We start from the raw sequence: 25,861 nt of genomic DNA, 5'->3' as shown, positions 1-25,861 counted from the left end.
TGGTGGTAGCGAGGGAGGGACTTGAACCCCCGACACGCGGATTATGATTCCGCTGCTCTAACCAACTGAGCTACCCCGCCATCCGGTGCGCTATGTTGCGGTGTTGACCGCCGCGCTGTGAAGGGGTGTATAAGGCCCAAGAGGGGTGGCGTCAAGCGTTCTTGGGTAAGTTTTGTGGAAATATGATCTCTTGTGAAAAACTCCATGAAAACCTAGGGTTAATGCCAATTTCGTAGAGCAATAACTGCCAGTTGCAGTTGTCAGGAACAAGAAAATCTCATTTTTTGCCAAGTTGGAAATTTCGGAGTGGCTTTTCTGGGATTTGTGGAGTGATGTCGTATTGGGGCTGCGCAAGGCATAAGCTGGACAGATCAAAATAAAACGCCCCGGTGACGATCAGGTCAGGCGGGGCGTTTTGAATAATTCGGTCAGTTTGGCAATGCTTTAGCCTGCAGGAAAGCCTGCTGCTTCCCAGCCTTTTCCGAGCAGTGCTTTGAGGGCTGCTTCTGCGCCTTCTTGCTTCTCAGCGCGCTGGATCCAACCGCCGCCGAGAACGCGTGCTTCCTGGCCGTCTTTGTCGAAGAAAACGCAAGCCTGTCCTGGGGCCACGCCGAATTCGCCTGCTACCAGCTCGACAAAAATGTTTTCGCCGCTCTTGCGCAGAATGGCTTCTGTTGGTGGGCGGGTAGAACGGACCTTTGCATAAACTGTGATGCCGTCTTCCGGCAGATCATCCAGTGTACCTGAGCCAATCCAGTTTACTTCGCGCAGCAGCAGGTTGTGGGTTGCTAACGCTTCTTGCGGACCAACAATCACGCGTCGTCCATCTGCGTCCAGATGAACAACATAGAGAGGGTCACCAGTTGCAACTCCGATACCGCGGCGTTGACCGATGGTGTAATGGATGATGCCGTTGTGTCGGCCAAGAATGCGGCCATCCACATGCACGATATCACCAGGTTCTGCTGCGTGCGGGCGAAGCTTGGCAATAACGTCTGTGTAGCGGCCTTCTGGCACAAAGCAGATGTCCTGACTGTCATGCTTGTCAGCAATTGCCAGTCCAAACTCATGCGCAAGTTCGCGAACTTCTGGTTTGGTCATGCCACCTAATGGGAAGCGCAGAAAATCGAGCTGTTCCTGTGTTGTTGCGAACAGGAAGTAGCTTTGATCACGGTCCAGATCGACAGGACGGAACATGGCAAGCTGATTGCCTTCCACGCCTGTACGGACATAGTGACCTGTGACCAGCACATCAGCGCCCAAGTCCTTGGCAGTTTCCAGAAGGTCTTTGAACTTGACGGTCTGGTTACATGTTACGCATGGAATCGGCGTTTCGCCATTGATATAGCTGTCCGCGAAGCGTTCGATGACCTGCTCTTTAAAGCGGGATTCATAATCCAGAACGTAATGCGGAATGTCGAGTTTTTCTGCAACACGGCGGGCATCGTGGATGTCTTGCCCGGCGCAGCAAGCGCCCTTGCGTTGGATTGCTTCGCCATGATCGTAGAGCTGTAGAGTGACGCCGACCACATCATAGCCTTCGCGTTTCATCATTCCGGCAACAACCGATGAATCAACGCCGCCTGACATGGCAACAACCACCCGTGTGTCTTCTGGGCGGCCGGGCAGGCCAAGACTGTTTAGCATTCCAATTACCTCATCCTGTAGGCGCGTTTAAGTGAGAGCCGTATCTATAACATCACGAGCAGATTTCAATCCTGGGAGACATTGAAGTCTGAAGCGCAGATTAGTTTCTTTTGCTTGCTTAGTGCTTGCTGCGCTCTGGCGATGGCTAAACGCGGGCTCTCTTTTAAACGCTTCGCATGCGTACGCTTCGAGCGTGCTAGTTGGCGGGAATATACCTAAAACTCGACGGAAGGCCAATCTTTTTGATTGATGTTTTTACTTGCTGGGCATTTGTTGCCGAGGCAGGGGCAATAAATGATCTTGTTGTCTGTTCCTTGAAATATTGAATTTAATTTATCTATTTGAAATTGTTTATATTTTCTTGATTTTGTGATTGGCCCACTAATTGCATATCTGCGCGCAAGATGTCTTGACCATCGTTGCTGATGGTGTGTGCTGCGTAGTTTGAGGAATATATGTCGCAATCTGCTTTGCTGAGTTTAACCGGTCCTGTTCAGCCACAAACGCCTTTAGGCCCCGTTGTGGGGCAAGGTGGTAATGCGCTGCTTGGTGAGAGTGTGCTCGGCCAAAATGCCGATACTTTCTCCGGTCTTCTCGCCAAAGCTTCTGAGGGAGATGGTGCAGCGGCAACTGCAGTGGATCTCTTCTCTGGTGCGTTAACTACTGGCGGCGATCTTTCGGTTTTAAGCCCAAATCTCATCAAGGATGAAAATGGTGAGAGTGCAGTTGCTGGTTTGGCTGGTGAACTGCCGCTTCCCACTGTTTCTCAGGTGCCATTGTCAGGCGCGGTTCCGGGATTGGGGGCAGTTGCGACGACTAATGATGAAGCGCTTCTTTTCAATGGTGGCGAAGAGAAAGCGAAAACACCTTTTGTTGCTTTGCCACAAAAGGTCCAGGAAGTAGGCAGCCAGCCAGCCTTAGCGGAGAAAGCAGGCGGAGCGGAAGTCGATCAACCGGTCGCTAATGTCCAAAACGCTGCTCCTGTTGTAGGTGAGGGAGAGGCTATCTCTTCCAAGACAGGTGAGAGTGCTGTTGCAAATCTTGGTACCTTACAGCAGACCGAGAGTGGTGGGCAGATCTTGCCGCAGGCGGATGACAGACCGATAACGGCTCAGGCAGGCGCTGCTGCTCAAGAGGCAGGCGTTGTCAGTGCTGCGCAGGAATCTAAAGACAACACTCGGAATGCCTCAGATTTGCAACCGGGCGTGACGTCCGAGCGGCAGGATACCACTGTCAAACAAGGTGGTTCATCTGGGCCTCAGTTAAATGCGCTGGAACTCCCGGCTTCAGATCAAGTGGCTAAGGTTTCTCCTGAGCTGATTGCACGTTCTTCAGAGGTCTCTGAGCAGTCCCAGAATTCTGCTGCTTCACCGCAAGTTCAGCCAGCGAACAATGCGGTTAAGGCAGAGCAAGTCGCAAATGCAGTTGATAATCGTATTGTCACGTCTTCAGAGAGCGGTAGCGTTGGCACAACCGCTAACTCCGTCAGCGCTCCTGTCGAAAAGACCGCTGCGCCGGCTCGTGAAGCGGATGTTCAGTCATCGCAACCTGTTGTTGGTCGTCAGGTCAGTGAGCTAGCAACAGCGCAAGACGTGAAGAGTGTCAAAGCTCAATCCGAACCTGTTCAGCCGCAATCTGTAGAGGTTAAGGGAGCTGTTCAGTCTTCTCGGGGCGATGTTCTTGTTGATGCCATTGAGGGTGATACAGACGCTTCCTTAGAAAAGCCTGTGCTTGTCCGGCAGACTGATCGTGCTGGTTCAAGCTTTGTCGGCAATCAACAGCGTGCGGCGCAGGCCGCATCTGTTGAAGGTGATGGTGACATCATTTTCCCGAATGTGACTTCCAAGCCTGATGTGCCTTTAGAAAAGAATGGCCAAGCTTCGCAGGTACAGAAGGCTGTTGATGTCGCCTCTGTTCAAGGGAGTGAAGCGGGTGTCCGTTCTGCGGAACAGGTGAGCCGGAATGCTGCTGTGACGACTGCTGCGACCCCGTTGGCTGGAAAAGACAAAACTGCTGGTGGAGCTGTGCAAGTGACAGCGAGTACTGAAGCAGTCACGGAGGTTAGTGATGCTCCGGAGGCCGATGACCTTACGAATGCACTGACCAAGCCTGCTGATCAGGCAGTATCCGCTGACAAGAAAAATACTGCGCCCTCTGTCAGTATTCAGGTGAAGGTGCCACAGGCAAATGAGCAGGTTGCTTCAACAACGGCAATCGGTTGGGGGCTTGCAGCTGGTCCGTTGGATGGACCCGAAGCTGAGCTTGATTGGGAAAGTTCTGAAGCAACCTCCAGCACTGCTGCACATTCTGACTCTGCATTCCGTTCAATGGGCTCTCTGCCAACCTCTACGCTGAGGAATGTTGCGAATGCTGTGTGGCCTGAGATTGCCCGTCAGGCAAGTGGCGGCGTTGATCGTTTTGAAATCCGGCTTGACCCAAAAGAGTTGGGTGGGGTCGATGTTTCTCTGGAATTTAGTAAGGATGGCCGCGTACGGGCGCATCTGATTGTTGAGAGACCTGAAACTCTTGAACTTTTGCAGCGAGATCAACGCGGGTTGGAGAAGGCTCTTCAGGAAGCTGGGATCGAAAGCGATAAGAGCTCTCTTCAGTTCTCACTTGGAGGGCGTGGCTCGCAGACTTCGGATCAGCAAGAGAACCGACAGGCAAATGTTGGGCAGCTGGATCGAGCGTCAGAAGGCGCTGAGTTGCCAGAAGAAAACTATCTCGCACAGAATAATTTAAATAGTGCTGCCCGCGCTGGTGGACTGGATATCTCGGTTTGATGCCGCGCACGAGGAAATAGACAATGACTACAATTAATGCTCTGACACCGAATGCGGACACCTCTGGCGTAAGTACCCAGAACAGCATCAATGCAAACTTTGATCTGTTTATCTCGTTGCTGACCACGCAGGTGCAAAATCAGGATCCGTTGGAGCCTCTTGATTCGGCTGAATATACGAATCAGCTGGTTCAATACACGATGGTTGAGCAACAGGTTGCAACTACTGAGAAATTAGAGGAACAGCTGACTCAGCTCAAAACGCAAAGTGCGAGTCAGTTTGTAAACTATATCGGTAAGGAAGTGACTGCTCAGAGTGCGACAGCGCAGCTCAAGGATGACAAAGCTTCTTGGAATCTTGATGCCGTTTCTGCAGGTAAGGCAACCATTACTGTTAAAAATAGTGAGGGTGCTGAGGTCTATCAGGAAGAGATTGATCTGAAGGAAGGTGACAATACTTTTGAATGGGATGGCGTGGCGACAAACGGCACAAAAGCTGATGATGGCGCCTATTCCATTGATATTATTACCCAGGATGCCAATGGCGAGCCTTTCGCTGTTCAGACCGAAGTGAAAGGGAAAGTGGACGCCGTGGACTTCAGCACTGGCGACATTATTCTACACATGGGGGATCTCAAAATTCCTGTGGGTGAGGTCACTGGAGTCAATGGAATTCTGTAGTAGTTAATATCCACTAAGATCCCCGGTTATGAATCTTACCAAAACATTGATGGGGGCTTAGCCAAATTTTAAGTGCCTTGTTCTATTCTCGTCCTCAGCTTGGTCATGGTTTGTGTGAGAGTAGAATGACCGAACATATACGTTCACGAGTAAAATACGTCATCGGCCCCGATGGGAGCCCTCTGACGATAGCGGATCTTCCTCCTACCTCTACAAAGAGATGGGTTATCAGAAGAAAAGCTGAAGTGGTTGCGGCTGTGCGCGGAGGCTTGTTGTCTCTGGATGAAGCATGTAATCGGTATACTTTGACGGTTGAAGAATTTCTGTCTTGGCAGAATTCGATTGACCGACACGGTTTAGCTGGCTTGCGAGCTACACGCGTTCAGGACTATCGTGACCAGTAGGCTTCAGGCAAAAAGGGTGTAATACCCAAACAGGTTTGAGGTTCTGAAAAGGCCGGCTGTCTCAGCCGGCCTTTTTGTATGTGGAAGCCACATTTTGTACAATTTTACAGATTAACCATGATGTCTTAACTGCTTCGGCAAAATCTGCCGAACAGGCCGCACAAGATTCATTCGACTCTTCAAAAGCCTAGTCAAAGGCCTTTCCTGCGATATTCCACAATGCTTCTTTGTGGGTAGATTTCCCGTTTACCGATTATTAGGGTTTTATTAACCTTTTGTTAACTCTAAGGCGGGCAATTTTTACCTACCAGCAAATCAGGGGCAATTCACGCCGATTTCCAAGGTGTTGAGAGTATTGCTGGTACATTTTGAATGAGCGATTTGAACGTACGGGGCGGCAACTGTGAGTGGAATCCTTGACTTCTTGAAAGGACTTGGGCCCGCGCGACTGGCAGCGATGGGGGCGATGGCTGTTACGTTGATCGGCCTGTTCGGTTTCATCATTGTTCGCGCGACAGCACCGCAGATGGTGCCACTCTTCACGGACCTTACTCTTGAAGATGCTGCAGCGATTGTTAGTCAGGTTGAATCTCAAGGTGTTTCTTATGAGTTGGGTGTCAACGGACGTAGTGTTCTTGTCCCTCAGGAGAACGTTCATCGCCTGCGCATGACAATGGCGGAAGCTGGCCTGCCATCAGGCGGTGGTGTTGGTTATGAAATCTTCGACAAGACAGATACGCTTGGTGCAACCAGTTTTGTGCAGAACCTGAACCGCCTCAGAGCTCTTGAAGGGGAACTTTCCAGAACCATTCGCAGCATTAGCCGGATTTCTTCTGCGCGTGTTCATCTGGTAATCCCTGAAAAGCAGTTGTTCCAGCGTGACCGGGAACCGCCAACAGCTTCGATTGCAATTAAGGTGCAGGGTTCTTTGTCTGGTGGGCAGATCCGTGCCATTCAGCATCTTGTTGCGACGGCAGTTGAAGGACTGGAACCTTCTTACGTCTCTATCGTTGATGAGCGCGGCACTTTGCTTGCCAGCGGAACCGGCGATAAAGAGGGACTTGCTGGCGGCTCTTCGCTGGATGAACGACGTTCGACAATGGAGGCTCGCCTGCGGCAACAGGTTGAAGAGATCCTCAATAACGTCGTTGGAACCGGGCGTGCTCGTGTTCGGGTTGCAGCAGAAATCAACTATAACCGCAAAACCGAGACACAGGAGCTGTTTGATCCTGATGGGCAGGTGCTGCGTTCTTCTCAGAGTAAAGAAGAGAACGCATCTTCCTCCAATGGTGAGGAGACGGTTTCTGTCGGCAACCAGCTGCCGAACGCAGACGCAGCTGGCAGTGCAACCGGGTCCAAAGATGCTTCGAATGTTTCCGAGGAAATCCTGAATTATGAGATTTCCAAGAGTACAGTGACTGAGATCTATGAAGCTGGTGGTCTGGAACGGTTATCTGTAGCGGTTCTGGTTGATGGTACCTATACAACCAGTGAGGATGGCACGCAGACCTATCAGCCACGCAGTAAAGATGAGCTGGAGCAAATTGCTACTCTGGTTCGAACTGCAGTTGGTTTTAACAAACATCGCGGTGACAATGTTGAAGTGGTCAACATGCGCTTTGTCGAAGCTCCTCTTCAGGACTTTGGTGATAGCGAAGGCGGGCTGTTCGACTTTACACGTGCTGACATCATGAAATTTGCTGAGCTGGGTGTTCTGTTTGTGATCACCATCTTGCTGTTGATCTTCGCAGTCTCTCCGCTGATGAAGCGTATTCTTGCTAAAGAAGAAGAGAGAGCTGCGGCGGCAGAACGCGGTGTTCAGATGCTGCCAGATGGCACATTGGTCGCTGAGGGCCCTGCGCAAATTGGAGGTGTCGTTGGTGAAATGGAGGAGGTTCCTTCTGAAATGCCAACAGCAGAATGGATTGAAGATGCCAAAATGCAGGCAGCTCTCCATCAAAGCTCAATTCAGCAAATAAGTGAGTTGATTGAAGATTCTCCGAGCGAAGCGGTCAATATCGTTCGCGGTTGGTTGAACGAGGCAGCGTAGGATGAGTGAGGAGATACAGCCGCAGGAATCGACAGCGCAAGCCTTATCAGTCTCATCCGGAATAGCTGAACGAGAGCTTGGGGGAGCAGAGCGCGCAGCCGTTCTGCTCTTGGCGCTTGGGCAGAAGTATGGGAAGGCCATTTGGGCCGGGCTGGATGAAATAGAAGTGCGTCAGGTTTCCAGCGCGATGGCGAGCCTTGGTCCTGTTACGCCGACCATGCTTGAAGAGCTGTTTGTTGACTTCCTGAAGCGACTTTCCACCCGGGGTGCGTTGAATGGCAACGTAGATGTTACGGAGCGCCTGCTGAACTCTTTCCTGCCAACTGATCGTGTTGCGATCATTATGGAGGAAATTCGAGGTCCTGCAGGTCGGAACATGTGGGAGAAGCTTTCAAACGTTCCTGAAAACGTTCTGGCGAACTACCTGAAGAATGAGTATCCGCAGACCATTGCAGTGGTTCTTTCCAAAATTCAGAGCGACCATGCGGCTCGCGTTCTGGCTCTGCTGAATGAAGAGCTGGCGCTGGATGTGGTGAACCGCATGTTGCGTATGGAGTCTATTCAGAAGGATATTCTGGAGAAGGTTGAGCAGACACTGCGGGTCGAGTTCATGTCGAACCTGTCCCAGACCAGTCGTCGTGATAGCCACGAAATGATGGCAGACATCTTCAATAATTTCGACAGGCAGACCGAAGGCCGCTTTTTGGCAGCACTGGAAGAAGATAGTCGCGAGTCTGCAGAGCGTATCCGCAATTTGATGTTCACCTTCGAGGACTTGTTGAAACTAGATTCCGCTGCCTGTCAGACCTTGCTTCGCAATGTTGAGAAGGATCAGCTGGCCATGGCTCTCAAAGGAGCTTCTGAAACTGCTGTTGTGTTCTTTACGGCCAACATGTCATCGCGTGCAGCAAAGATGCTTCAGGAAGACATGGAAGGTATGGGACCAGTTCGATTGCACGATGTAGATGAGGCGCAAAGCTCACTTGTCCTGAAGGCGAAAGATTTGGCAGCCACTGGTGAAATCAGCATTAACAAGAAGAAAGGAGAGGAAGAGTTTGTCTACTAATCGTTCCTTTTCTTCGCGATCACTGGAGGCCCGCTGATGGTTACTGTGATGCCTCAAGGTGCCGTGCGGCGACGCTTTTTGTTTGATACTAAATCGATCGATGAGGCTGAGGCCGCAGCAATAGTCGAAGACCTCCCTCCGCTGGAGCCTACTATTACAGTTGCTGAGCACAAGCAGCTTTTAAAAGCTGCTGAAGAGGCTGCGTTTGTTCGTGGTGAGATGCAGGCCCGGCAGGCCATTGCCGAGCAGCAGAAGCTGAGTGCACAGGAAGAACTGGTAGTGTTGCGGGACCGACTTGAAGTTGCTCTTGGTGATCTTGAAAGCCAGATCCGCGCTCAAGAGCAGAACCTGGTTTCTATGTGTTTTCTGATTGCGCGCCGTCTTTGCAGTCACCTTATTGCGCGTGAGCCGCTTGCTGAAGTTGTGGCATTGCTTGCCGAATGTCTGGCTCCTCTGCGCAAGATCCCTCAGATTTTGATTGAGGTGCCGACAGAAGATACGCATGCGCTGGAAGACATGGTTGATGGTCTGGTTCTGAACAGCAGCTTTGAAGGCAAGGTGCATGTTGTGAAGTCAGAGAGCATGTCGCGCGGTGATTGCCGGATCGAATGGCCGGATGGCGGAATTATTCGTGATCGTCGCAAAACGGTTGAGCATATTGAACAAGTCATAAAATCTCATTTCGACGCCCGTGAGCGGGCGAGTCGAGCAGCGTGATTTTAGTTTTTGCCTATGACCGGGCTGGCTATGGTCGGTGCGGGATCAGAAAGGTTGATTATGAGCAGTGATGAACAGGGAATGGTGCTGGACCAACACCAGAGTACCCAGCGCGCTGGTGGCCTGGATGAAGAAGGTGCAGGTGGCATTAAAGCAGCTGAGGATTTGGAAGCTGTCTTTGATGTTCCGGTCCAACTGGCTGCTGTGCTTGGACATACAAAGATGAAGGTTTCCGACCTTTTGCATTTGGATACCGGGATGGTTATGGAGCTCGACCGGAAAGTGGGTGAGGCCATCGACGTTTACGTGAATAACAGGCTAATTGCGCGCGGAGAAGTTGTGCTCGTGGAAGATAAGCTTGGTGTCACCATGACTGAAATCATCAAAGCGGATAAGTGATTGTCATGGGGCGTAATGGAAAGGAACTGACATGCGACTCTTGATCGTTGGGACCCTTGGCGGTCAGCTGACGACCGCAACCAAGATCGCGATGGAGCGGGGGGCCTCTGTTACCCATGCGCCTGGCGTTCCTGAGGCCATGAAAGTCTTGCGCTCTGGTCAGGGTGCGGATCTTCTGATGGTGGATGTCAATGAAGATATCGGTCAGCTAGTGGAGCTGACAGAACGCGAGCGTATCCATGTGCCACTCGTTGCGTGCGGGTTGGGAACGGATGCGCGCGCGGCTGTGTCTGCCATTCGGGCTGGAGCAAAGGAATACATTCCGCTGCCTCCTGATCCGGAGTTGATTGCTGCTGTGCTGGCTGCTGTTACGGAAGAGCGCGAAGACCTAATCTATCGCGACGCGGCCATGGCGAGTGTGATCAAGTTGGCGGAGCAGGTGGCTCCATCTGATGCATCGGTTCTGATTACGGGTGAGTCCGGGTCTGGTAAGGAAGTGATTTCCCGCTTCCTGCACAGCAAGTCCAGTCGTGCTGATAAGGCCTTTATCTCCATCAACTGTGCTGCCATTCCTGAGCATCTTCTTGAATCCGAGCTTTTTGGTCATGAAAAGGGTGCCTTTACCGGTGCTGTTGCGCGCCGTGTTGGTAAGTTTGAGGAAGCCAATGGCGGCACCTTGATGCTTGACGAAATTTCTGAAATGGATGTTCGTCTGCAAGCCAAGCTGCTACGCGCTATTCAGGAGCGGGTGATTGACCGTGTTGGCGGTAGCCGTCCAGTTCCCGTTGATATTCGCATCATCGCGACATCCAACCGCGATTTGGCTGAGGAAGTGCGTAATGGCGGCTTCCGTGAAGATTTGCTGTACCGCTTGAACGTGGTGAACCTGAAGCTGCCAGCGCTGCGAGAGCGGCCAGCAGATATTCTGGAGCTGGCAAGCCACTTCATCGAAATTTATGCCAAGGCGAATGGTACCAAGGCACTGCCAGTTTCTCAGGAAGGCCGTCAACTTCTGTTGGCTAACCAATGGAAAGGAAATGTACGCGAGCTGGAAAATACCATGCACCGCGCTGTTCTTCTTTCCTCTGGTAGCGAGATTGATGCAGACGCTATTCGCATGCCGGATGGGTCCCCAATCGCCATGGGGGCTGGTCAGCAAACGGCTGCGCGGGCAGCCCATGCAGCTGAAGCTGTCTCGCGCGATATGGTCGGGCGTACCGTTGCTGATGTGGAGCGTGATCTCATTTTGGATACGCTGGATCATTGTTTGGGGAACCGTACCCACGCTGCAAAGATCCTTGGTATTTCGATCCGCACGCTTCGCAACAAGTTGAACCTTTACACCAAAGAGGGTGTTGAAGTTCCGGGTCCAGGCGAAGCACGCGCGGGCACTGCAGACGCATAAGAACGGATAGGGCGCGGCGATGTCTGAAGAGACAAATACAAAAGCGGCTCAAGGAGGAAGCGACAGCGTTCCTTCTGCTGCTCGCGTGCCCGGATTAGGTGCTGCTGGTGGTTCAGCCTTTTTCCAAGACCTTTGGGGCGCCATAAAACAAGGCGACCTTGGGCTTGCTGCAGGTGTGATGGTCATCCTTGTGATGCTCATTGTTCCGATGCCTGCGATGCTTCTGGATATGTTCCTTGCGATTTCGATCATCTTTTCCGTGATGATTCTGATGGTGGGGCTATTCATTCAGAAACCGCTGGAATTTTCCGCATTCCCGACTGTGTTGTTGATTGCGACCATGTTGCGATTGTCGTTGAATATGGCCTCAACGCGACTGATTTTGGCGCACGGACATGAAGGGTCTGATGCTGCAGGCAATGTGATTGCGGCCTTCGGTAGCTTTGTGATGGGCGGTAATTTCGTGATCGGGATTATCGTCTTTGCAATCCTTGTGATTGTGAACTTCATCGTTATTACAAAAGGTTCTGGCCGTATCGCAGAAGTTTCTGCCCGCTTTACGCTGGATGCTATGCCCGGTAAGCAGATGGCGATTGATGCGGATTTGGGTGCTGGCCTAATTGATGAAGAGACTGCACGGACCCGTCGTAAAGAGCTGGAATCTGAATCCACCTTCTTCGGCTCCATGGATGGTGCCTCTAAGTTTGTGCGCGGTGATGCCGTTGCCGGTCTGATGATCACGTTCATCAACGTGATTGGCGGTATCGTTATCGGTGTGATGCAGCAGAACCTGACGTTCGCTCAAGCTGCCGAAAACTATACGCTGCTGACGATTGGTGATGGTCTGGTCTCTCAGATCCCGGCACTGATCGTTTCCACTGCTGCTGGTATTCTTGTTTCCAAAGCGGGTGTTGAGGGTGCTGCTGATAAGGCGCTTGTCCGACAGTTTACCGGCTATCCTAAAGCGCTTGGCATGTCTGCGTTTGTGATGGTTGTGCTGTCGTTTTTGCCGGGTATGCCGATGTTGCCGTTCCTGGCATTGGCGGGTGCTGCTGGTTATCTGGCGCGCCAAGCAAGTAAGAAGCATGCTGTCGAAAAAGCGGTGGAAGTCGCTGCAAAAGTAGAAGCTGAAGTGCCTGAGGAGCCGCAGGAAGCGCCAATTTCCGACAGCCTGAAAATGGATGTGCTGCGGATTGAGCTTGGTTATGCACTGCTGCCAATCATTAATGGGCGTAATAAGCAGGAAACGGATCAGGTTACCGAGCAGATCAAAGCGCTGCGTCGTCAGATTGCCTCTGATATGGGCGTGATCATGCCGTCTGTGCGCATCCTTGATAACATTCAGCTTGGCGCGAATGATTACATGATCAAGGTGAAGGAAGTGGACGCAGGTGGTGGGTCCCTGTTCCCGAACCAGTTTATGGTGATGGATCCTGCTGGTGGGCAGGTTCGCCTGCCGGGGACACATACCACTGAGCCGACCTTTGGTTTGCCTGCGACCTGGGTGGAAGCGCAGTATCGCGAAGAAGCCAATCTGCTTGGGTATACGGTGGTTGATCCTGCAACGGTTATTTCTACGCACCTGACGGAGACCATCAAGTCTCACATCTCTGAGCTGCTCACATACGCAGATGTTCAGGTTCTGTTGAAAAAGCTGGATGAAGAGCAATCCAAGCTGGTGGAAGATATCGTTCCGACCCAGATTTCCATCTCTGGTATTCAGCGTGTGCTGCAGGCTCTGCTGGAAGAGCGCATTTCCATTCGTGATCTGGGAACAATTCTGGAAGGGATTGCGGAGGCGATTGGTTCAACGCGGAACCCGAATGCCATTGCGGAGCATGTTCGTACTCGTCTGGCACGCCAAATCTGCTCTGCCAATCAGGCGCCCGGTGGTTATTTGCCTTTGATCAGCCTGAGCCCTGTATGGGAGTCTGCATTTCTTGAAAGCATCATTGGGGATGGAGATGATCGGCAGTTAGCTATGGCACCTTCCAAGCTGCAGGAGTTCGTTGGTTTGGTTCGTGATGCTTATGATGCGGCGGCCAATCAGGGGGAAGTCCCTGTGCTGTTATGCTCAGCTCAATCACGTCCATTCGTGCGGTCTATTGTTGAGCGGTTTAGAGCGCATACGTTTGTTATGAGCCAGAACGAAGTTCACCCGCGTGCACGCCTGAAAACAGTGGCAAGCATATAGGATCTCAAGTGTTTCGTGAGATTGGGACACTTGCGGCCTTTCTTGCTTCCAGTTACCCAGAGTGAATTGTTTCTTCCGAATTTGAGAGAGCGAGATGGCGCATATTCAACTGGATCTTGATGGATACACAGACTTGCCAGAAGGCAAAGTCGCGACTGTGGTGACGTATCTGGAGATGTTGGAGAAGCCCGCTCTCAAGCCGATTGAGCGGCCTGACCTTACGCTGGAACGGGCCGGCGAGATCGACATTACCGAGTATAGAGCCCTCTTTAAACGTGTGGGTGAGCCGTGGCTTTGGTTTGGTCGTTTGGTGATGAATGACGCTGAACTGGAGGCGACACTGAGCAAGCCGACCAATGAGTTTTACTGGGCTATGAAGAACGGTGAGCCTGTGGGAATGCTTGAGTTGAATGTTGCCAAGGAAGATGAAGTCACACTGAGCTATTTCGGGCTAGTGCCAGAAGCTGTTGGTGGTGGTGCTGGCCGCTGGCTGATGAACCACGCGATCAACAAGGCTTTCTCTCGTCCTGAGGTAAAGCGCTTCTGGTTACACACATGCACAGGGGATAGCCCACAGGCGCTGCAATTTTATCTGCGTAGTGGCTTTAAGCCCTTCAAGCGGTCCATTGAGGTTGCTGATGATCCGCGTCTGAATGAGATTCTTGATCGATCCTGCGCTCCTCACATTCCTTTTTTGCCATAGGGCAGAGCAGGTTGAAGGCTAGGAGTATCCGGTAAGCCTGACACACTTGCGCTCGCGCGTACTGCTTGTCTTTTACAATCCTAAATTGTGCAGCGGAAACCCCTCAGGGTCGGTGTTGGAAAAGTGGCCCAAAACGGGACAGTTAATGAGGTTTCATTAGAGTTTTATCTAGGATGTGTTAGTTTCCTTTTACCATGTACCTTGGATTAATCGTGGACGATGTGTGAGGGCTGCACGCAAATCGATTGGTTGTACGTAGGTTGGGGGCGGTTGAAACGGGGTGAGTTCAACCGAATATTCGGGAGCTGCCATGTCAGAGCTACATGACAACGTTGTGCCTCATGAGAAGGTGCGGTCGCTGAGAGATAGTATTCGCAAAGTGCGTGTTGCGGAGATGGAACGGACAGACGTTGTTGTGAGCCTTCAGGAGAGCGAGAAAGCACGCCTTGAATTGCTCAGCGAAGAGCTGATTGATGTGTTCAAGGAAGTTCCTGAAGACGACGACCAGTTTGCCTTCCAGATCGTTCCCGGTACCCAGCCACGCCTATGGATCGACATGACCAGTCATGTGTTGATGGGTCGTGACCGCCATTCCTATCGCTTTGTCAAGGAGACCCGTCTGGGGCGGATGGTTTTGCTTGAGACTGCCGATATTGATGATATGGCGGACTGCATCACCGAATACATTGCAGAGCGAATTATCGAGAAGGAACGTGCGCTGGAAGCAGACTGGATGCTCAATCGCATTCGCCAGCAGGATGTTCCAACTGGTAAGAGGCTGGATCAGCTTAAACAGGAAAATGCAGGCAGAGCTGTTGCGGTCAAACGCAATAAGGCGCGTGACTTCTTTATTCTGATCTGCGGGCTTTTGCTGGGAACTGTTATCGGGGCGGCGGGTCTTGTGGCGCTGGCTTTATATGCGAACCCTTTTGCGGGCTAAGCGCTGTCTTTGTGAGAGGCATCAGTATGCCTCTCTGTCTTTTAATCTGAAAACGAGCCCCACGTTTTAGGCTCAGGATTTACGCTGCTTGCCTTAAGCTGGGTATGGACAGATCATGCTGTGCGATGTGATGCACGCCTTCTCCTGCCGTTGTAAAACCGCGTTCTTCCATAATGCATGACCAGCCATCGCCATCTTTTTCAATGGTGAAGAGGTTGTAGCGAGCAGGTGGCTTATGGCCACTCAGACCATTTGATGCGGATGGAACGCAAATCACCGGCACCGGACCTTCTGGTCCGTTGATTTCCATGCGGGTTGCCCTGTGGGTATGGCCATGGAGAACCAACTCTGCGCCATGTTCTGCAATGACATTGCGGAAGCGGCTGGAGCCTACCAGACGCTTGTACCAGGCTGTCGCGTTGCGTACAGGCGGGTGATGCAGCATGACAACGCGGAAATCACCGCGCTCTTTTGCGCGTCGCAAATGGTCTGCCAGCTCGCGCAGCTGGTTGCTGCTGATGTGGCCTGTGGCCATGAAAGGGCCAGTTGCTTTGGCAGTAGAGAGGCCAATAATCGTGACGTTGCCTCGTCTGCGCGCAAACGGGAAGTGGGGATCAGTTCCCAGAGGCGGTGTCAGTCCCAAACCCGCGTCGCTTTGCATATACGGACGCCAAGCGCCGTAGGCTTGCTTTAAAGCGCCTGGGACATAGGCATCATGATTGCCTGGTGTCAGGGATAAAGTCTCGGGAGAGCCAACGGTTGCGAGCCAGTCTTTGGCTCCAGCAACTTCTTTGGGCAGTGCAATGTTGACCAGGTCTCCGCAAAGCGCGATATGATCCGGCTGCTGCGCGTGAATATCGCGTATCAGTGCATCAAGATAAGAGTTGGTCATTGCATGGGCGCGGTTGCGCCGCCAATTTATGTAGCCAAGAATACGCTTCGAGACCAACTGGACTGGCTGAACGTCCGGCAATGGACCCAGATGTGGGTCAGATATGTGTACAAGCTTAAACATAACCTGCGCATCATCGCTGCATTGCGCCTGAGGTCAAGGAGTTTTCCTTAATTCTGGGAATTACCCTCAAGCGCCTTTAACAGATCGGCAACGCTGACTTCCAATTTGCCTTAAAGGCAAGAAGACGGACGCAAAACAGCAGTGTCGTGGGTGTTTGCAGAGTTGACTGCAGGTGCCCAATGGAAGCGCTTTGTACGACGGAAACGAGCGAGAACTTTAGTAAGCATGACGTGTTACTCCTGCGATCTGGGAAACGCGGATTGGGTGTCTATTATAAGTAGGTGATGGGGCCGCCCTGATTAATTTTTGGGCGTATGCTTATTCTTTGATCTCTTTCTACGCCTATCCTGTGGGTTGTGTAGTGTTAGTTTTGCAAGGGTGGTATGCACTTTTTGCATGAATGATATTTCAGAATATAGTGCTGTTATATCAATGTTTTATATTGATTGTGAGGCCAGACGTGGCAAGCTTAAAGACGCGAATTATCAATATACTGGTGCAATCCGGGGCTCTTTTGAGTCGTGGAATGACGATGGGCGCGCGCGTTGCGGCATTTGATGCTGAAAACCGAGTCCTTCTCGTGCGTCATCAATATCTGCCGGGCTGGTACTTTCCTGGTGGCGGTGTTGATTCCGGGGAGACGATGGCGGAGGCCGCTCGCAGGGAGCTGGCAGAAGAAACGGGGTATGGATGCGGACCAGATGTGGCATTGCTTTCCATGCATCTTAACCGTGGTGGAACAGGCCGGGACCATGTAGGCCTCTTTAAGGTGAGCTTGACTGAGCAAGATCAGAACTGGAAAAGACCGGCTCTGGAAATCTCAGATCTACAACTATTTGCGTTGGATGCTTTGCCTGATGATGTGAGCCCGGCGACGCTGCGTCGTCTGCAGGAAATTGCGGGTGAAGCTGAGCCTGATCCCTATTGGTAGTTGTTTTTCAAGGGCCTACGTGCCGGTGGCCTACAACTAACGAATACGCATCTGCACTTAGTTTTGTGCTTTACGACAGAAAATTTGCGTGTTAGTTAGTCAGGTGAAATTATATTTCGTGTGCTCTGGCATGCGATAGACCGAGAAACTGGGGTGTGAGCCTTATGGCTATTTGCTGGGAACAGCGACGACGAATGAACGCGCGGGACTTGCTCTCGCGTGGTGCATCGTGCCGTCCTTCTCCCAGTGTGCTCCCAACATCGGTCTAACTGCCCGAGCCACACGGATCGACGGTCTTCCTCCTTCGATTTGTGGTATGTGACATGATAGTTTCAAAATGGCTGGTGCGGCAGGAAACCCCAGCAGATTTCTCCGAGATTGAGCAGATGCAAGCAGAGGCGTTTGGCCCTGCGCGGTTTGAGCGGACGGCGTTCAAGATCCGTGAAGGCGTTCAACAAGCTTCTCAGTTATGTTTTGTTGGAGAACTCAACGGCGAGATTGCCGGGTCTGTGAAACTCACTCCCATCATGATTGGCAATAGCCAGAGCATGTTGCTGGGACCATTGACCGTAAAGGCCGCCTATAAAGGGCAGGGGCTGGGTCGCCTTTTGCTGACGACTGTTGCAGCTGAGGCCAAAACGCAGGGCGTTCAGTCCATTTTGCTTGTTGGGGATCATCCTTACTATGGGCCGCACGGATATGAGCAGGTGCCTCATGGCCAGATCACGTTGCCGGGTCCTGTTGATTTGGATCGGTTGCTTGTTTTGAAACTGCAGGGTGGGCAAATGCCGACTGGTGCTGTGGTTGGTGGCTACGTGAAGCCTGCGTTGGTTGCCACAAAGCAGAGTGACAGCCAACTGGTGGACGTGATGCAGGGCTCGCTGGCAATGGCGACTTGAAATACTGAGCAGGAGAACTAATTCATCCTGTAGATCCCTTTTCCATCTAAGATGTTTTTCTATCGTCCTTCGCGGTACCAAGTGAAGGACAACAGCCCTAACAGCAAGGCAAGGCCGAGAAAGCCGATGAGAAGCGGATAGCGGTCTATGCCATTCAAGATGCTGGCGTCTGTTCGTTTGATGCCGATCCAGCCGTTTCCATGATATTGAGCGGATGAACGCTGTGCGATGACATTGGGCAGGGACAAGGATGCGCCGTCGTCACCGCCGATCCGCAAAGCTGTACCACCTGTCTGTTCTGTGATGCCAGAGAGTTTGTCTGCCGTTGAAACCACTTCCAGAAACTCTCTCGGATTTGGCGGGCCGACATTAATCAGTGCTGTATGTGCGCCACCGGTTGCTGAATAAAGGCCGAGTTCTTCCACTTTGACGGAAGCGGTCCAATGTCCTGATGTGTCTTTTATCAGCTCCAGCTGCTCTGTTTTGCCAGAGGGCGTTGTAAGCGTAACCGGATCAACCAGATTTGCAAGGGTTTGTCGCTCTGTCAGCAGGTTGGAACCGCGTAAAGACAATCGCAGGGCTTCCTCTTCCAGATCAGGTTCCTTCATGAGCCAATGGGCCAGCCTGCGCAGAAGCGGGACGTGTGGTCCTCCGCCCTCATAGCCTCTTGCCCAGAGCCAGACATGATCAGACAGCAGGGCGGCAACGCGGCCTTTGCCAACGCGGCTAAGAACCAGCAGCGGCTTGTCGCCCAACGCAGTCATGATGGGTTGGCCTTCTTGCACATTTGCACCGACGAGACGGAACCATTTGCTCCACTGTGGTGGGCTTTCACCAGCACCGGGCAGGTCGCGTGTTACCGGATGGCGCAGGCCGAGTTCTGAGACGTTGGCAAAGAAGGGTTCTTCAAAGACTTCACCAGTTGGTGCGGCTGGAAGCACGCGGCCCAGCGGTGTTCGGAAGATGCTGTTGGCTTCTGCATAGTCAGGACCACCTGCAATGAGGACCGCGCCGCCGTCACTGACGTATCGGGCAATGTTGTCGAAGTAGAGCAGGGGGAGGACGCCGCGGCGTTCGTAGCGGTCGAAGATGATGAGGTCGAATTCGTCGATCTTGACGGAAAAAAGCTCACGGGTTGGGAAGGCTATCAGAGACAGCTGGTTGATTGGCGTTCCGTCCTGTTTTTCTGGTGGCCTCAAAATGGTGAAGTGGACGAGATCGACTGAGGCATCTGATTTGAGCAGATTGCGCCATGTGCGCTCGCCTGCATGAGGAGAGCCGGACACCAGCAGGACGCGGAGATTTTCGCGAACGCCATCAATGGTGACGAGGGCGCGGTTGTTCAGTGGTGTCAGCTCGCCATTGAGTGCTTCCACCTCAAACTCATAGATGTTCTGGCCACCATGTTCGATCTCAACTGCGATTTCTGCCGGATAGCCTGAAGAGATAAACTGCTTGGACAGGATATCGCCGTTGCGGCGGACTATGATTTCAGCGCGATTGCCGAAGGGCTGCGGGGTGCCTTCCTCGATTAATTCCAGCTGGACAACCTGTGTTGAGCCAACCAGACCAAAGCGCGGGGCTTTGGCAACTTTTAAACGGCGATCAAATTCGCCTTCACGGCCTGTGATGAGCGCATGGACCGGAGCTGAGAAGCCGAGCTTTTCTGTAGTGGCTGGTACATCATGTATCTGACCATCGGTGATCACGATGGCTCCAGCTATTCTCTCTGGCGGGACATCAGCCATTTCATTGGAGATTGCGGTGAAGGCGCGGGTGCCATCGCCGCTTTCCATGGAAGTATCATTGAGAGAGACTTGCCGCAGATCGATGCCGTCAAGGGCTTTAAGTTGATTGACGATACCCTCTCGCACCGCCTCAGTCAGCTCTGCACGGTTTTCCAATTGCTGGCTTTGGCTGTTGTCTGAAACGACAACGACGGTACTTGGCAGGTATTCCCGATCCTCTCGTAAGACCGCCGGATTGAGCAGGGCCAGAACCAGCAGAGCCAAGGCGGCGGAGCGGATCAGCGCGCCGCGCATACCGACGAAGAGGAGGTAGGCACAGACCAGAGCTATGATCACTCCAAGCGCGATTATTGCCGGAAGGGGCAAAAGCGGGTCGATGGAAAGAGACCATGTCATGTGTGTAGCTGTGCTCCGCGTCTTGTTTGCTGACTTATTATTGGCCGATACGTTCCAGTAGAGCAGGGATGTGAACCTGATCTGCCTTGTAGTTGCCTGTCATGGTGTAAATGAGGATGTTGATGCCCACCCGCGCCGCCATCTCGCGCTGGTTGCCATCAGCAGGAATGGTTGGGTAAAGGTAGTTTCCTTGCGTATCAATGGCCCATGCTGCAGCGAAATCGTTGCCGCTGATCATGATGGGGGACACGCCATCGCCTGCGCGGACCGGGCGGCGGCCATCTGAGGTGGTCGCACTGGCTTGTACCCACATGGGGCTTTGATTGTAGCGGCCGGGGAAGTTATCCAGAATGTAGAAGGTTTTGGTCAGCACGTGGTCTTGCGGAACAGGTTCCAGACTAGGAATGTCCAATCCGCGTAAGAGTTGCTGAAGCTTTAGTTTGTTTGGAGAGTTTGAGCCTGTTCCAAACGCATCTCTGGTGTCGAACAGGATTGTGCCGCCGTTGCGCATATAGGCACTGATCCGCGACATGGCCTCAGGGTTTGGCATCTGCATGCCTGCATCTATGGGCCAGTAGATGATTGGGAAGAAGGCCAGTTCATGGCTTTGCAGATCCAGACCCACCGGAGCTTCAGGCTCCAATGCTGTTCTGTCGGTTAGTAATCTGGTGAGGCCGAACAGTCCGGCTCGGCTGATTTCGTCCACCTCTGGCACGCCTGTCATTACATAGGCGAGGCGGGTGTCTAATGAAGCGTCGAGGGCGAACTGTTCTGCGTTGTCTTGTGCCTGCGTTTTATCAGCACCTGTCAGGCTCAGGCTGGAGGCGATGAGCAAGAGAATAGCGGCGTGTGTGAACTGGCTGCGGCGTAGTTTACCGGAGAGCCAGAGCAAGGCGAGCGTATCCAGCAAAGCCAGCAGGATTGCGATAGAGAAGAACCAGCCACGAAGGTCCAGCGGTTTTTCTGAGGGGTAGTCGAGTATTTTTGCCACGGACAGTGGTTTGAGATCTAACGGGATCAGATTGTCCTCATCTTCCATGAGGTTGAGTGCGCGTGCTGCATCGTCGGTCCCGTACAGACCTGGGGGGGTATCGCGGCCTGGATGAGTGGTTGCAAAATCGCGCTCCAGAATAGGTTTGTGACTGGCAGAAGGCGGTGTGAGTTTGCCATAGCCATCCAGCATTTTGAGCAGAGGCAGGGCGGAGGCTGATGTTGTGCCGTCAGCTTCATCATCCGGATTGAAGACAGCCGTTGAGGAGATGCTTGTGATGGCTCGCAACATATCCACAAACCCACCGGAAAGAGGCAGGTTGGACCACTTGGTATCAGGGGTGACATGGAACAGGACAATGGTTCCGTTGCCATGTTTCTTGGCCGTGACGAGAGGTGTACCGTCTTCCAGTGAGGCCCATGTTCTGTCAGGCAGGTCTGCGGTTGGTTCTGCGAGCACCTGACGGTTTACGGTGACGTCCTTAGGAAGAACGATAGAACGGAACGGGCTATTCTCTGAAAACGACTTGAGTGCCTGTGGCTCCTTCCAGGAGAGAGAGCCGCCCAATTTACGGTCGCCTAGACGGAGAGCAACAGGGATGAGCGAGTCTTGTTTTTCCGGGAGTTGCGGACCTGCGAAGCGTATCAGTGTGCCGCCTTTGGAGACCCAGCTGGCAATGTCAGCTTCTGTGGTCTTGGGCAGAGTGCCGACTTCAGCGAGGACGAGAACGGAGATGCCTTTGTCAAAGTAGTCGGAGATGGCTGTGGTGATGTCTGTGCTTTTTGCTGGTGGAAGGTCTGCGAAAGGGGCAAGTGCACGTTCCAGATAGTAAAGCGGTGAAAGCAGAGGCTGAGAGCGGTCGGCAAAACCGCCAGCGAACAGGCCGACTTTTCGGCGGCGCCATTGTTCATCCACGAGCACCGTGCTGCCAGCGCTGGACTTGCCAAGAATTGCGAGTTTAGTGATGTCATTGCGCAGTTCTGACGGCAGCTCCAATGAAATTTCGGCGGCGCTTTGGCCTGCTTTCATCTCGATGGTTTGTTCTGCAATAGTGCGTTGCTTGCGATCGAAGGCGCGGACTGTCAATGTTTCTGCCAGTGGTGCTGGGTGGCGGAGGACTGTGATTGTCATGGCGCCAGCGCTGTTTTGCAACTGTTTGAGTGCGTAGACCAGGGTGTCAGAGCGGTAGATAAGGAAAGAACTTTCGCGCACGTCTGAGGCTCTGGCAATGCTGGCTAATCCCTTTGCAAAGCTTGTGGTGGATGGTTCCTCAAGCGGTGATGAAAACCAAAGGATTGCACCGGGCGCGTTTTGCTCTGCTTGCTTTTGCAGGGCAGGAATGAGTTCTGACCGGGCAGCTTGCCAGCCTTGAGGTGTCAGTGCACGAAGCTGGTCGGCAACTTCCTGCGCACTGGAAAGACGCATGGGTTGGGCAGGACCATCTGCTGTTGTCACCAGCATGACGGTTCTGTTGTTCTGCGCTGCGCCGTCTACCATGAGTTCCGCCATACGGATTTGGCGGTCCCAATCTGCTGAGGCATCCCATCCATTGTCGACGATGATCCAGAGTGGGCCTGTTTTTGGCTCTGCGATATCCAGAGGTTTCCAGACGGGGCCAGCCATAGCGATGATCAGGACCGCAGCCAGCATAAGGCGCAGCAGGATCAGCCACCATGGGGTGTGTTGCGGGGTTTCCTCTTTGTTGCGAAGAGAAAGCAGGAGGCGCAGAGGCGGAAACTTAACGTGGGCAGGTTGAGGTGGCGTGGTGCGGAGTAGCCACCACAGAACGGGAAGAGCTGCGAGTGCGGTGAGTACCCACGGTGCTGCAAACCCAATTGGGAGAAGAGAGCTGATCATCGCAGGTCTCCCCTCATTTTGTGTTGTGGTGCGTCTGCCAGACGGGAATGAAGTAACATTACCGGCTCGACCGCAGGGCGGTCTGTGTGGTGTAACGTATAGCTCCAGCCGAATTTACGGGCGAGTGAGTTGATCTGGTCTTTATGTGCAGCGAGGCGGTGCAGGTATTCTTGTTGCCAAGTTTGCGCGCGGCCTGCCTTAAGCTGCTCTCCATTCTCTGGGTCTTCGAACTGGGTAGGGCCAGTGAAGGGAAAGGTTTCTTCAATCGGGTCCAGCAGTTGAATGAGATGACCTTTGGCACCAGTGCTGGCGATGTTGGCCATCCACGCTTCCAGCTTTTCTGGTGGGTCGAGCAGGTCTGAGAAGAGTACAATCTCAGAAAAACGGCGGATTCCTTCAGGGTTGGGTAGCGTTGCCTCAGGGTTCTCGTGCACCAGAGTTTCTGCGATGGTCTGCATTGAATTTCTACTGGCCAGTGGCCTTGTCAGGCCAGCCAGACCGACACGTTCGCCAGCTTCATTCAAGGCATAAGTCAGAGCCAGCATGAGCAGCAAAGCGCGGTCACGTTTGGAGGCGGTGGCTTGTCTGCTTTGGAAGCGCATGGAAGCGGAGAGGTCTGCCCAAACCCAAATGGTTTGGGCGGCTTCCCACTCGCGCTCACGTACATACAGATTGTCGTCGCGAGCGGAGCGGCGCCAGTCAACTTGCTGGGCTGCCTCACCAGAGAGGAAAGGGCGGAACTGCCAGAAGGTTTCGCCGGGACCTGCTCGGCGGCGACCATGCCAGCCAGAGGTGACATTGGCTGCAATGCGTCTTGCCTCAACCAGCAGCTCTGGCAAGGTATCAGCAATGGATTGCGCTTCGCCCGTTAAGCCGAAGATGTTTTCCTGTCTGTCTTGAGGAGCGGTCCTCGAAGATAACATATGCGATCCTGTCGGCTTGTTGTTAGGCGATGCGTTCTTTTATGTCTTTGAGCAGTTGCGGAATGGTTTTTCCGTCGGCTCTGGCGGCAAAGGTGAGAGCCATGCGGTGTTGCAGTACAGGTTCGGCCAGAGACATGACATCGTCAACGCTTGGAGACAGGCGTCCGTCTGCCAAAGCACGGGCACGAACGGTCAACATGAGTGCCTGACTGGCGCGCGGTCCTGGACCCCAGGCGATGTATTGGGCGAGATCGTCAAAGCCATCTGCTTCGCCGGGGCGGGCTGCTCTGACCAGTTTCAGGATAGCGTCCATGACGGTTTCGCCCACGGGAATGTGGCGTACCAGTTGTTGCATCTCCCGCAGCTCTTCAAGTTGCAGGACCTGTTTGGATTTGGCTTCTGTCGCCCCTGTGGTTTCCAGCAGAATACGGCGCTCTGCATCTATGTCCGGATAATGGACATCAATCTGCATGAGGAAGCGGTCGAGCTGTGCTTCCGGAAGTGGGTAAGTGCCTTCGTGTTCAAGCGGGTTCTGAGTGGCCAGTACGTGGAAGGGGGCAGGCAGGTCGTGATGATGGCCTGCGATTGTGACGTGGTATTCCTGCATGGATTGCAGGAGAGCGGACTGGGTTCGCGGGCTGGCGCGGTTGATCTCGTCTGCCATTAGTAGCTGGGCGAAGACCGGGCCGGGAATGAAGCGGAAGGAACGCTTGCCGTCCGGGGCTTCCTCCATCACTTCTGAACCCAGAATATCAGAGGGCATCAGGTCTGGTGTGAACTGGATACGGCTGGAATCGAGGCCGAGCACTGTTCCCAGAGTTTCCACCAGTTTGGTTTTTGCAAGACCGGGAACGCCGACCAGCAGGCCGTGCCCGCCAGAGAGAATCGTCACCAATGTGCGTTCGACAACGCTTTCCTGACCAAATATGGAACGGGCGATTTCCTCTTTTGCCTGTCGGATTTTCTCACAAGCCGCCTCTGTGCGTGTGACTATATCCTCTGGTTTGGGGGGCATGCCTGTCATATTGGTGTTCATCGCTGCTCTCTTTTCGTCGCGCGTTGCAACCCTGCCTAGCTCACCTTTGCATCATACTCGGTTTTAAAAAAGGCGATCCCTAGCAAATTTATAGGCCTGTACTTTTCAGCAATAGGCTGACTATGCAGGCAGAAGTGCAATGCAAGGCGCGAAAGCCAGTTTCAAAATGTTTTGATATGATCGGGGTCAGAGCATCCCTGGGTTATAGTTTGGTTTGCTCTACCCTAACGGCATTTCTGTGAACAGATAGTGAGTCTGAGGGCTGAGATTCCGTTTGCCCCTGAGAATTGAGAGCATTGCGCAGGTAATAGAGCCCACCAATGACGTCTCTTATTTTGCTGCGTCGATGCTTATCGCAAAGGTATAACTTGGCGCGGGCTTTGAGGGAGGGTAGCGTTAGAGCTTGCGTGACACCATATTACCCCAATAGTGGTGTGTTCCGATGTATTGGTAGAATGACCGTGGTGAGCGAACTTAAAGAAAAGAGCATTCCGGAAATCAAGGAGATGCCGAAAGGTCTTCAGGCTTTGATTTCGCGTGCGGGAAAATCCAAAAGCCTGCCTCCTATCCATCTTTGGAACCCGGAGTTCTGCGGTGATCTGGATATGCAGATCAAGCGGGATGGGTCCTGGTATTACATGGGCACGCCTATTCAGCGTGAGGCTCTGGTGCACCTGTTCGCGACTGTTTTAAAACAGGAAGACGACGGGAAGTATTATCTTGTCACGCCCGTTGAGAAGATTGGCCTGACTGTTGAGGATGCACCGTTTGTGGCCGTGGAGATGGACATTCACCAGCAGGACGGAGAGCAGGTGATTACGATCCGGACCAATTGCGGTGACGTTGTTGAAGCTGGGCCTGATAACCCGATCCGGTTTGTGCAGCAGGAAGAAGATGGCGGGCTGAAGCCTTACATCCTTGTGCGTGACCGATTGGAAGCATTGTTTGCGCGGACACTGGTTCATGAGCTCGCGCCGCATTTGCAAGAGCGTGAAGGCGAGGGTGGACGGGTTGTTGGCATTGAAAGCCATGGTGCATTCTTCGTGGTGGATACGGTCCAGAACCTTGGATTTTAGG

The 25,861-nt window shown here is 52.9% G+C and carries 20 protein-coding genes and 1 tRNA gene; 14 read left to right on the top strand and 7 right to left on the bottom strand.

Going from position 1 to position 25,861, the window contains the following annotated elements; translation table 11 throughout:
• Positions 1–3 precede the first annotated feature (3 nt).
• Positions 4–80: transfer RNA gene (locus PsAD37_RS24755), tRNA-Met, on the bottom strand.
• Positions 81–444: 364 nt separating this feature from the next.
• Entirely contained in the window at positions 445–1,647 is a 1,203-nt protein-coding gene (gene mnmA / locus PsAD37_RS24750; protein WP_063298357.1) for a tRNA 2-thiouridine(34) synthase MnmA, read from the bottom strand.
• 455 nt (positions 1,648–2,102) lie between these two features.
• Between mnmA and PsAD37_RS24745 the strand changes: the two genes are divergently transcribed.
• From PsAD37_RS24745 to PsAD37_RS24700, 11 genes are all read left to right on the top strand, one after another.
• Entirely contained in the window at positions 2,103–4,430 is a 2,328-nt protein-coding gene (locus PsAD37_RS24745) for a flagellar hook-length control protein FliK (protein WP_063298356.1), read from the top strand.
• A gap of 23 nt (positions 4,431–4,453) precedes the next feature.
• Positions 4,454–5,110 (top strand): flagellar hook assembly protein FlgD, encoded by a 657-nt coding sequence (locus PsAD37_RS24740; protein ID WP_063298355.1) that lies wholly within the window; start codon positions 4,454–4,456, stop codon positions 5,108–5,110.
• 125 nt (positions 5,111–5,235) lie between these two features.
• Positions 5,236–5,514, top strand: a complete 279-nt coding sequence (locus tag PsAD37_RS27945; protein ID WP_063300211.1) for a DUF1153 domain-containing protein — start codon at positions 5,236–5,238, stop codon at positions 5,512–5,514.
• A 403-nt stretch (positions 5,515–5,917) separates the two neighbouring features.
• Positions 5,918–7,564: a flagellar basal-body MS-ring/collar protein FliF gene (fliF, locus tag PsAD37_RS24735; protein WP_084408112.1), complete on the top strand. Its 1,647-nt coding sequence runs from the start codon at positions 5,918–5,920 to the stop codon at positions 7,562–7,564.
• 1 nt (position 7,565) lies between these two features.
• On the top strand, positions 7,566–8,630 hold the full coding sequence (locus PsAD37_RS24730; protein WP_063298353.1) for a flagellar motor switch protein FliG: 1,065 nt from the start codon (positions 7,566–7,568) through the stop codon (positions 8,628–8,630).
• Positions 8,631–8,666: 36 nt separating this feature from the next.
• A complete protein-coding gene (locus PsAD37_RS24725) occupies positions 8,667–9,347 on the top strand; it encodes a FliH/SctL family protein (protein ID WP_063298352.1) in 681 nt (226 codons plus the stop codon).
• 60 nt (positions 9,348–9,407) lie between these two features.
• Entirely contained in the window at positions 9,408–9,746 is a 339-nt protein-coding gene (fliN, locus tag PsAD37_RS24720) for a flagellar motor switch protein FliN (RefSeq protein WP_153039854.1), read from the top strand.
• Positions 9,747–9,777: 31 nt separating this feature from the next.
• Positions 9,778–11,151, top strand: coding sequence for a sigma-54 dependent transcriptional regulator (locus PsAD37_RS24715; RefSeq protein WP_063298351.1), 1,374 nt, complete (start codon positions 9,778–9,780; stop codon positions 11,149–11,151).
• A 19-nt stretch (positions 11,152–11,170) separates the two neighbouring features.
• Complete coding sequence (gene flhA / locus PsAD37_RS24710) at positions 11,171–13,345, top strand: flagellar biosynthesis protein FlhA (protein WP_063298350.1); 2,175 nt, start codon at positions 11,171–11,173, stop codon at positions 13,343–13,345.
• A gap of 94 nt (positions 13,346–13,439) precedes the next feature.
• The gene (locus tag PsAD37_RS24705; protein WP_063298349.1) at positions 13,440–14,048 is read left to right on the top strand and encodes a GNAT family N-acetyltransferase; all 609 of its coding nucleotides are present in this window, start codon (positions 13,440–13,442) and stop codon (positions 14,046–14,048) included.
• 310 nt (positions 14,049–14,358) lie between these two features.
• Positions 14,359–14,988, top strand: a complete 630-nt coding sequence (locus PsAD37_RS24700; RefSeq protein ID WP_063298348.1) for a hypothetical protein — start codon at positions 14,359–14,361, stop codon at positions 14,986–14,988.
• A 79-nt stretch (positions 14,989–15,067) separates the two neighbouring features.
• On the opposite strand, the gene PsAD37_RS24695 is transcribed toward PsAD37_RS24700, so the two are convergent.
• On the bottom strand, positions 15,068–16,003 hold the full coding sequence (locus tag PsAD37_RS24695) for a metallophosphoesterase (protein WP_084408110.1): 936 nt from the start codon (positions 16,001–16,003) through the stop codon (positions 15,068–15,070).
• 526 nt (positions 16,004–16,529) lie between these two features.
• On the opposite strand from PsAD37_RS24695, the gene PsAD37_RS24690 reads away from it, so the two are divergent.
• The gene (locus PsAD37_RS24690) at positions 16,530–16,934 is read left to right on the top strand and encodes an NUDIX domain-containing protein (protein WP_063298347.1); all 405 of its coding nucleotides are present in this window, start codon (positions 16,530–16,532) and stop codon (positions 16,932–16,934) included.
• 323 nt (positions 16,935–17,257) lie between these two features.
• Complete coding sequence (locus tag PsAD37_RS24685; RefSeq protein ID WP_063298346.1) at positions 17,258–17,833, top strand: GNAT family N-acetyltransferase; 576 nt, start codon at positions 17,258–17,260, stop codon at positions 17,831–17,833.
• Between the two features lie 59 nt (positions 17,834–17,892).
• Here PsAD37_RS24685 and PsAD37_RS24680 read toward each other — a convergent pair whose 3' ends face one another.
• The 4 genes from PsAD37_RS24680 to PsAD37_RS24665 are packed head-to-tail and all read right to left on the bottom strand — an operon-like array spanning position 17,893 to position 24,784.
• Complete coding sequence (locus tag PsAD37_RS24680) at positions 17,893–19,977, bottom strand: hypothetical protein (RefSeq protein ID WP_063298345.1); 2,085 nt, start codon at positions 19,975–19,977, stop codon at positions 17,893–17,895.
• A 37-nt stretch (positions 19,978–20,014) separates the two neighbouring features.
• Positions 20,015–22,825 (bottom strand): DUF4159 domain-containing protein, encoded by a 2,811-nt coding sequence (locus PsAD37_RS24675; protein WP_208992073.1) that lies wholly within the window; start codon positions 22,823–22,825, stop codon positions 20,015–20,017.
• Entirely contained in the window at positions 22,822–23,748 is a 927-nt protein-coding gene (locus PsAD37_RS24670; protein WP_063298344.1) for a DUF58 domain-containing protein, read from the bottom strand. The genes PsAD37_RS24675 and PsAD37_RS24670 overlap by 4 nt, the downstream gene beginning before the upstream one ends.
• Before the next feature lie 22 nt (positions 23,749–23,770).
• On the bottom strand, positions 23,771–24,784 hold the full coding sequence (locus PsAD37_RS24665) for a MoxR family ATPase (protein WP_063298343.1): 1,014 nt from the start codon (positions 24,782–24,784) through the stop codon (positions 23,771–23,773).
• Between the two features lie 455 nt (positions 24,785–25,239).
• Between PsAD37_RS24665 and PsAD37_RS24660 the strand changes: the two genes are divergently transcribed.
• Complete coding sequence (locus PsAD37_RS24660; RefSeq protein WP_063298342.1) at positions 25,240–25,860, top strand: DUF1285 domain-containing protein; 621 nt, start codon at positions 25,240–25,242, stop codon at positions 25,858–25,860.
• Position 25,861 lies beyond the last annotated feature (1 nt).

Origin of the sequence: Pseudovibrio sp. Ad37, assembly GCF_001623075.1 — a bacterium.
In the GTDB taxonomy this organism is placed as follows: domain Bacteria; phylum Pseudomonadota; class Alphaproteobacteria; order Rhizobiales; family Stappiaceae; genus Pseudovibrio.
The sequence above is the reverse complement of the archived record's forward strand: the minus strand, read 5'-3'. Positions and strand labels throughout refer to the sequence as shown.

Bases quoted from the DNA above. Each gene is read 5' to 3' on its own strand.
- mnmA (WP_063298357.1), bottom strand. From the start codon at position 1,647: ATGCTAAACAGTCTTGGCCTGCCCGGCCGCCCAGAAGACACACGGGTG.
- PsAD37_RS24745 (WP_063298356.1), top strand. From the start codon at position 2,103: ATGTCGCAATCTGCTTTGCTGAGTTTAACCGGTCCTGTTCAGCCACAA.
- PsAD37_RS24740 (WP_063298355.1), top strand. From the start codon at position 4,454: ATGACTACAATTAATGCTCTGACACCGAATGCGGACACCTCTGGCGTA.
- PsAD37_RS27945 (WP_063300211.1), top strand. From the start codon at position 5,236: ATGACCGAACATATACGTTCACGAGTAAAATACGTCATCGGCCCCGAT.
- PsAD37_RS24730 (WP_063298353.1), top strand. From the start codon at position 7,566: ATGAGTGAGGAGATACAGCCGCAGGAATCGACAGCGCAAGCCTTATCA.
- PsAD37_RS24725 (WP_063298352.1), top strand. From the start codon at position 8,667: ATGGTTACTGTGATGCCTCAAGGTGCCGTGCGGCGACGCTTTTTGTTT.
- fliN (WP_153039854.1), top strand. From the start codon at position 9,408: ATGAGCAGTGATGAACAGGGAATGGTGCTGGACCAACACCAGAGTACC.
- PsAD37_RS24715 (WP_063298351.1), top strand. From the start codon at position 9,778: ATGCGACTCTTGATCGTTGGGACCCTTGGCGGTCAGCTGACGACCGCA.
- flhA (WP_063298350.1), top strand. From the start codon at position 11,171: ATGTCTGAAGAGACAAATACAAAAGCGGCTCAAGGAGGAAGCGACAGC.
- PsAD37_RS24705 (WP_063298349.1), top strand. From the start codon at position 13,440: ATGGCGCATATTCAACTGGATCTTGATGGATACACAGACTTGCCAGAA.
- PsAD37_RS24700 (WP_063298348.1), top strand. From the start codon at position 14,359: ATGTCAGAGCTACATGACAACGTTGTGCCTCATGAGAAGGTGCGGTCG.
- PsAD37_RS24695 (WP_084408110.1), bottom strand. From the start codon at position 16,003: ATGTTTAAGCTTGTACACATATCTGACCCACATCTGGGTCCATTGCCG.
- PsAD37_RS24690 (WP_063298347.1), top strand. From the start codon at position 16,530: ATGACGATGGGCGCGCGCGTTGCGGCATTTGATGCTGAAAACCGAGTC.
- PsAD37_RS24685 (WP_063298346.1), top strand. From the start codon at position 17,258: ATGATAGTTTCAAAATGGCTGGTGCGGCAGGAAACCCCAGCAGATTTC.
- PsAD37_RS24680 (WP_063298345.1), bottom strand. From the start codon at position 19,977: ATGACATGGTCTCTTTCCATCGACCCGCTTTTGCCCCTTCCGGCAATA.
- PsAD37_RS24675 (WP_208992073.1), bottom strand. From the start codon at position 22,825: ATGATCAGCTCTCTTCTCCCAATTGGGTTTGCAGCACCGTGGGTACTC.
- PsAD37_RS24670 (WP_063298344.1), bottom strand. From the start codon at position 23,748: ATGTTATCTTCGAGGACCGCTCCTCAAGACAGACAGGAAAACATCTTC.
- PsAD37_RS24665 (WP_063298343.1), bottom strand. From the start codon at position 24,784: ATGAACACCAATATGACAGGCATGCCCCCCAAACCAGAGGATATAGTC.
- PsAD37_RS24660 (WP_063298342.1), top strand. From the start codon at position 25,240: ATGACCGTGGTGAGCGAACTTAAAGAAAAGAGCATTCCGGAAATCAAG.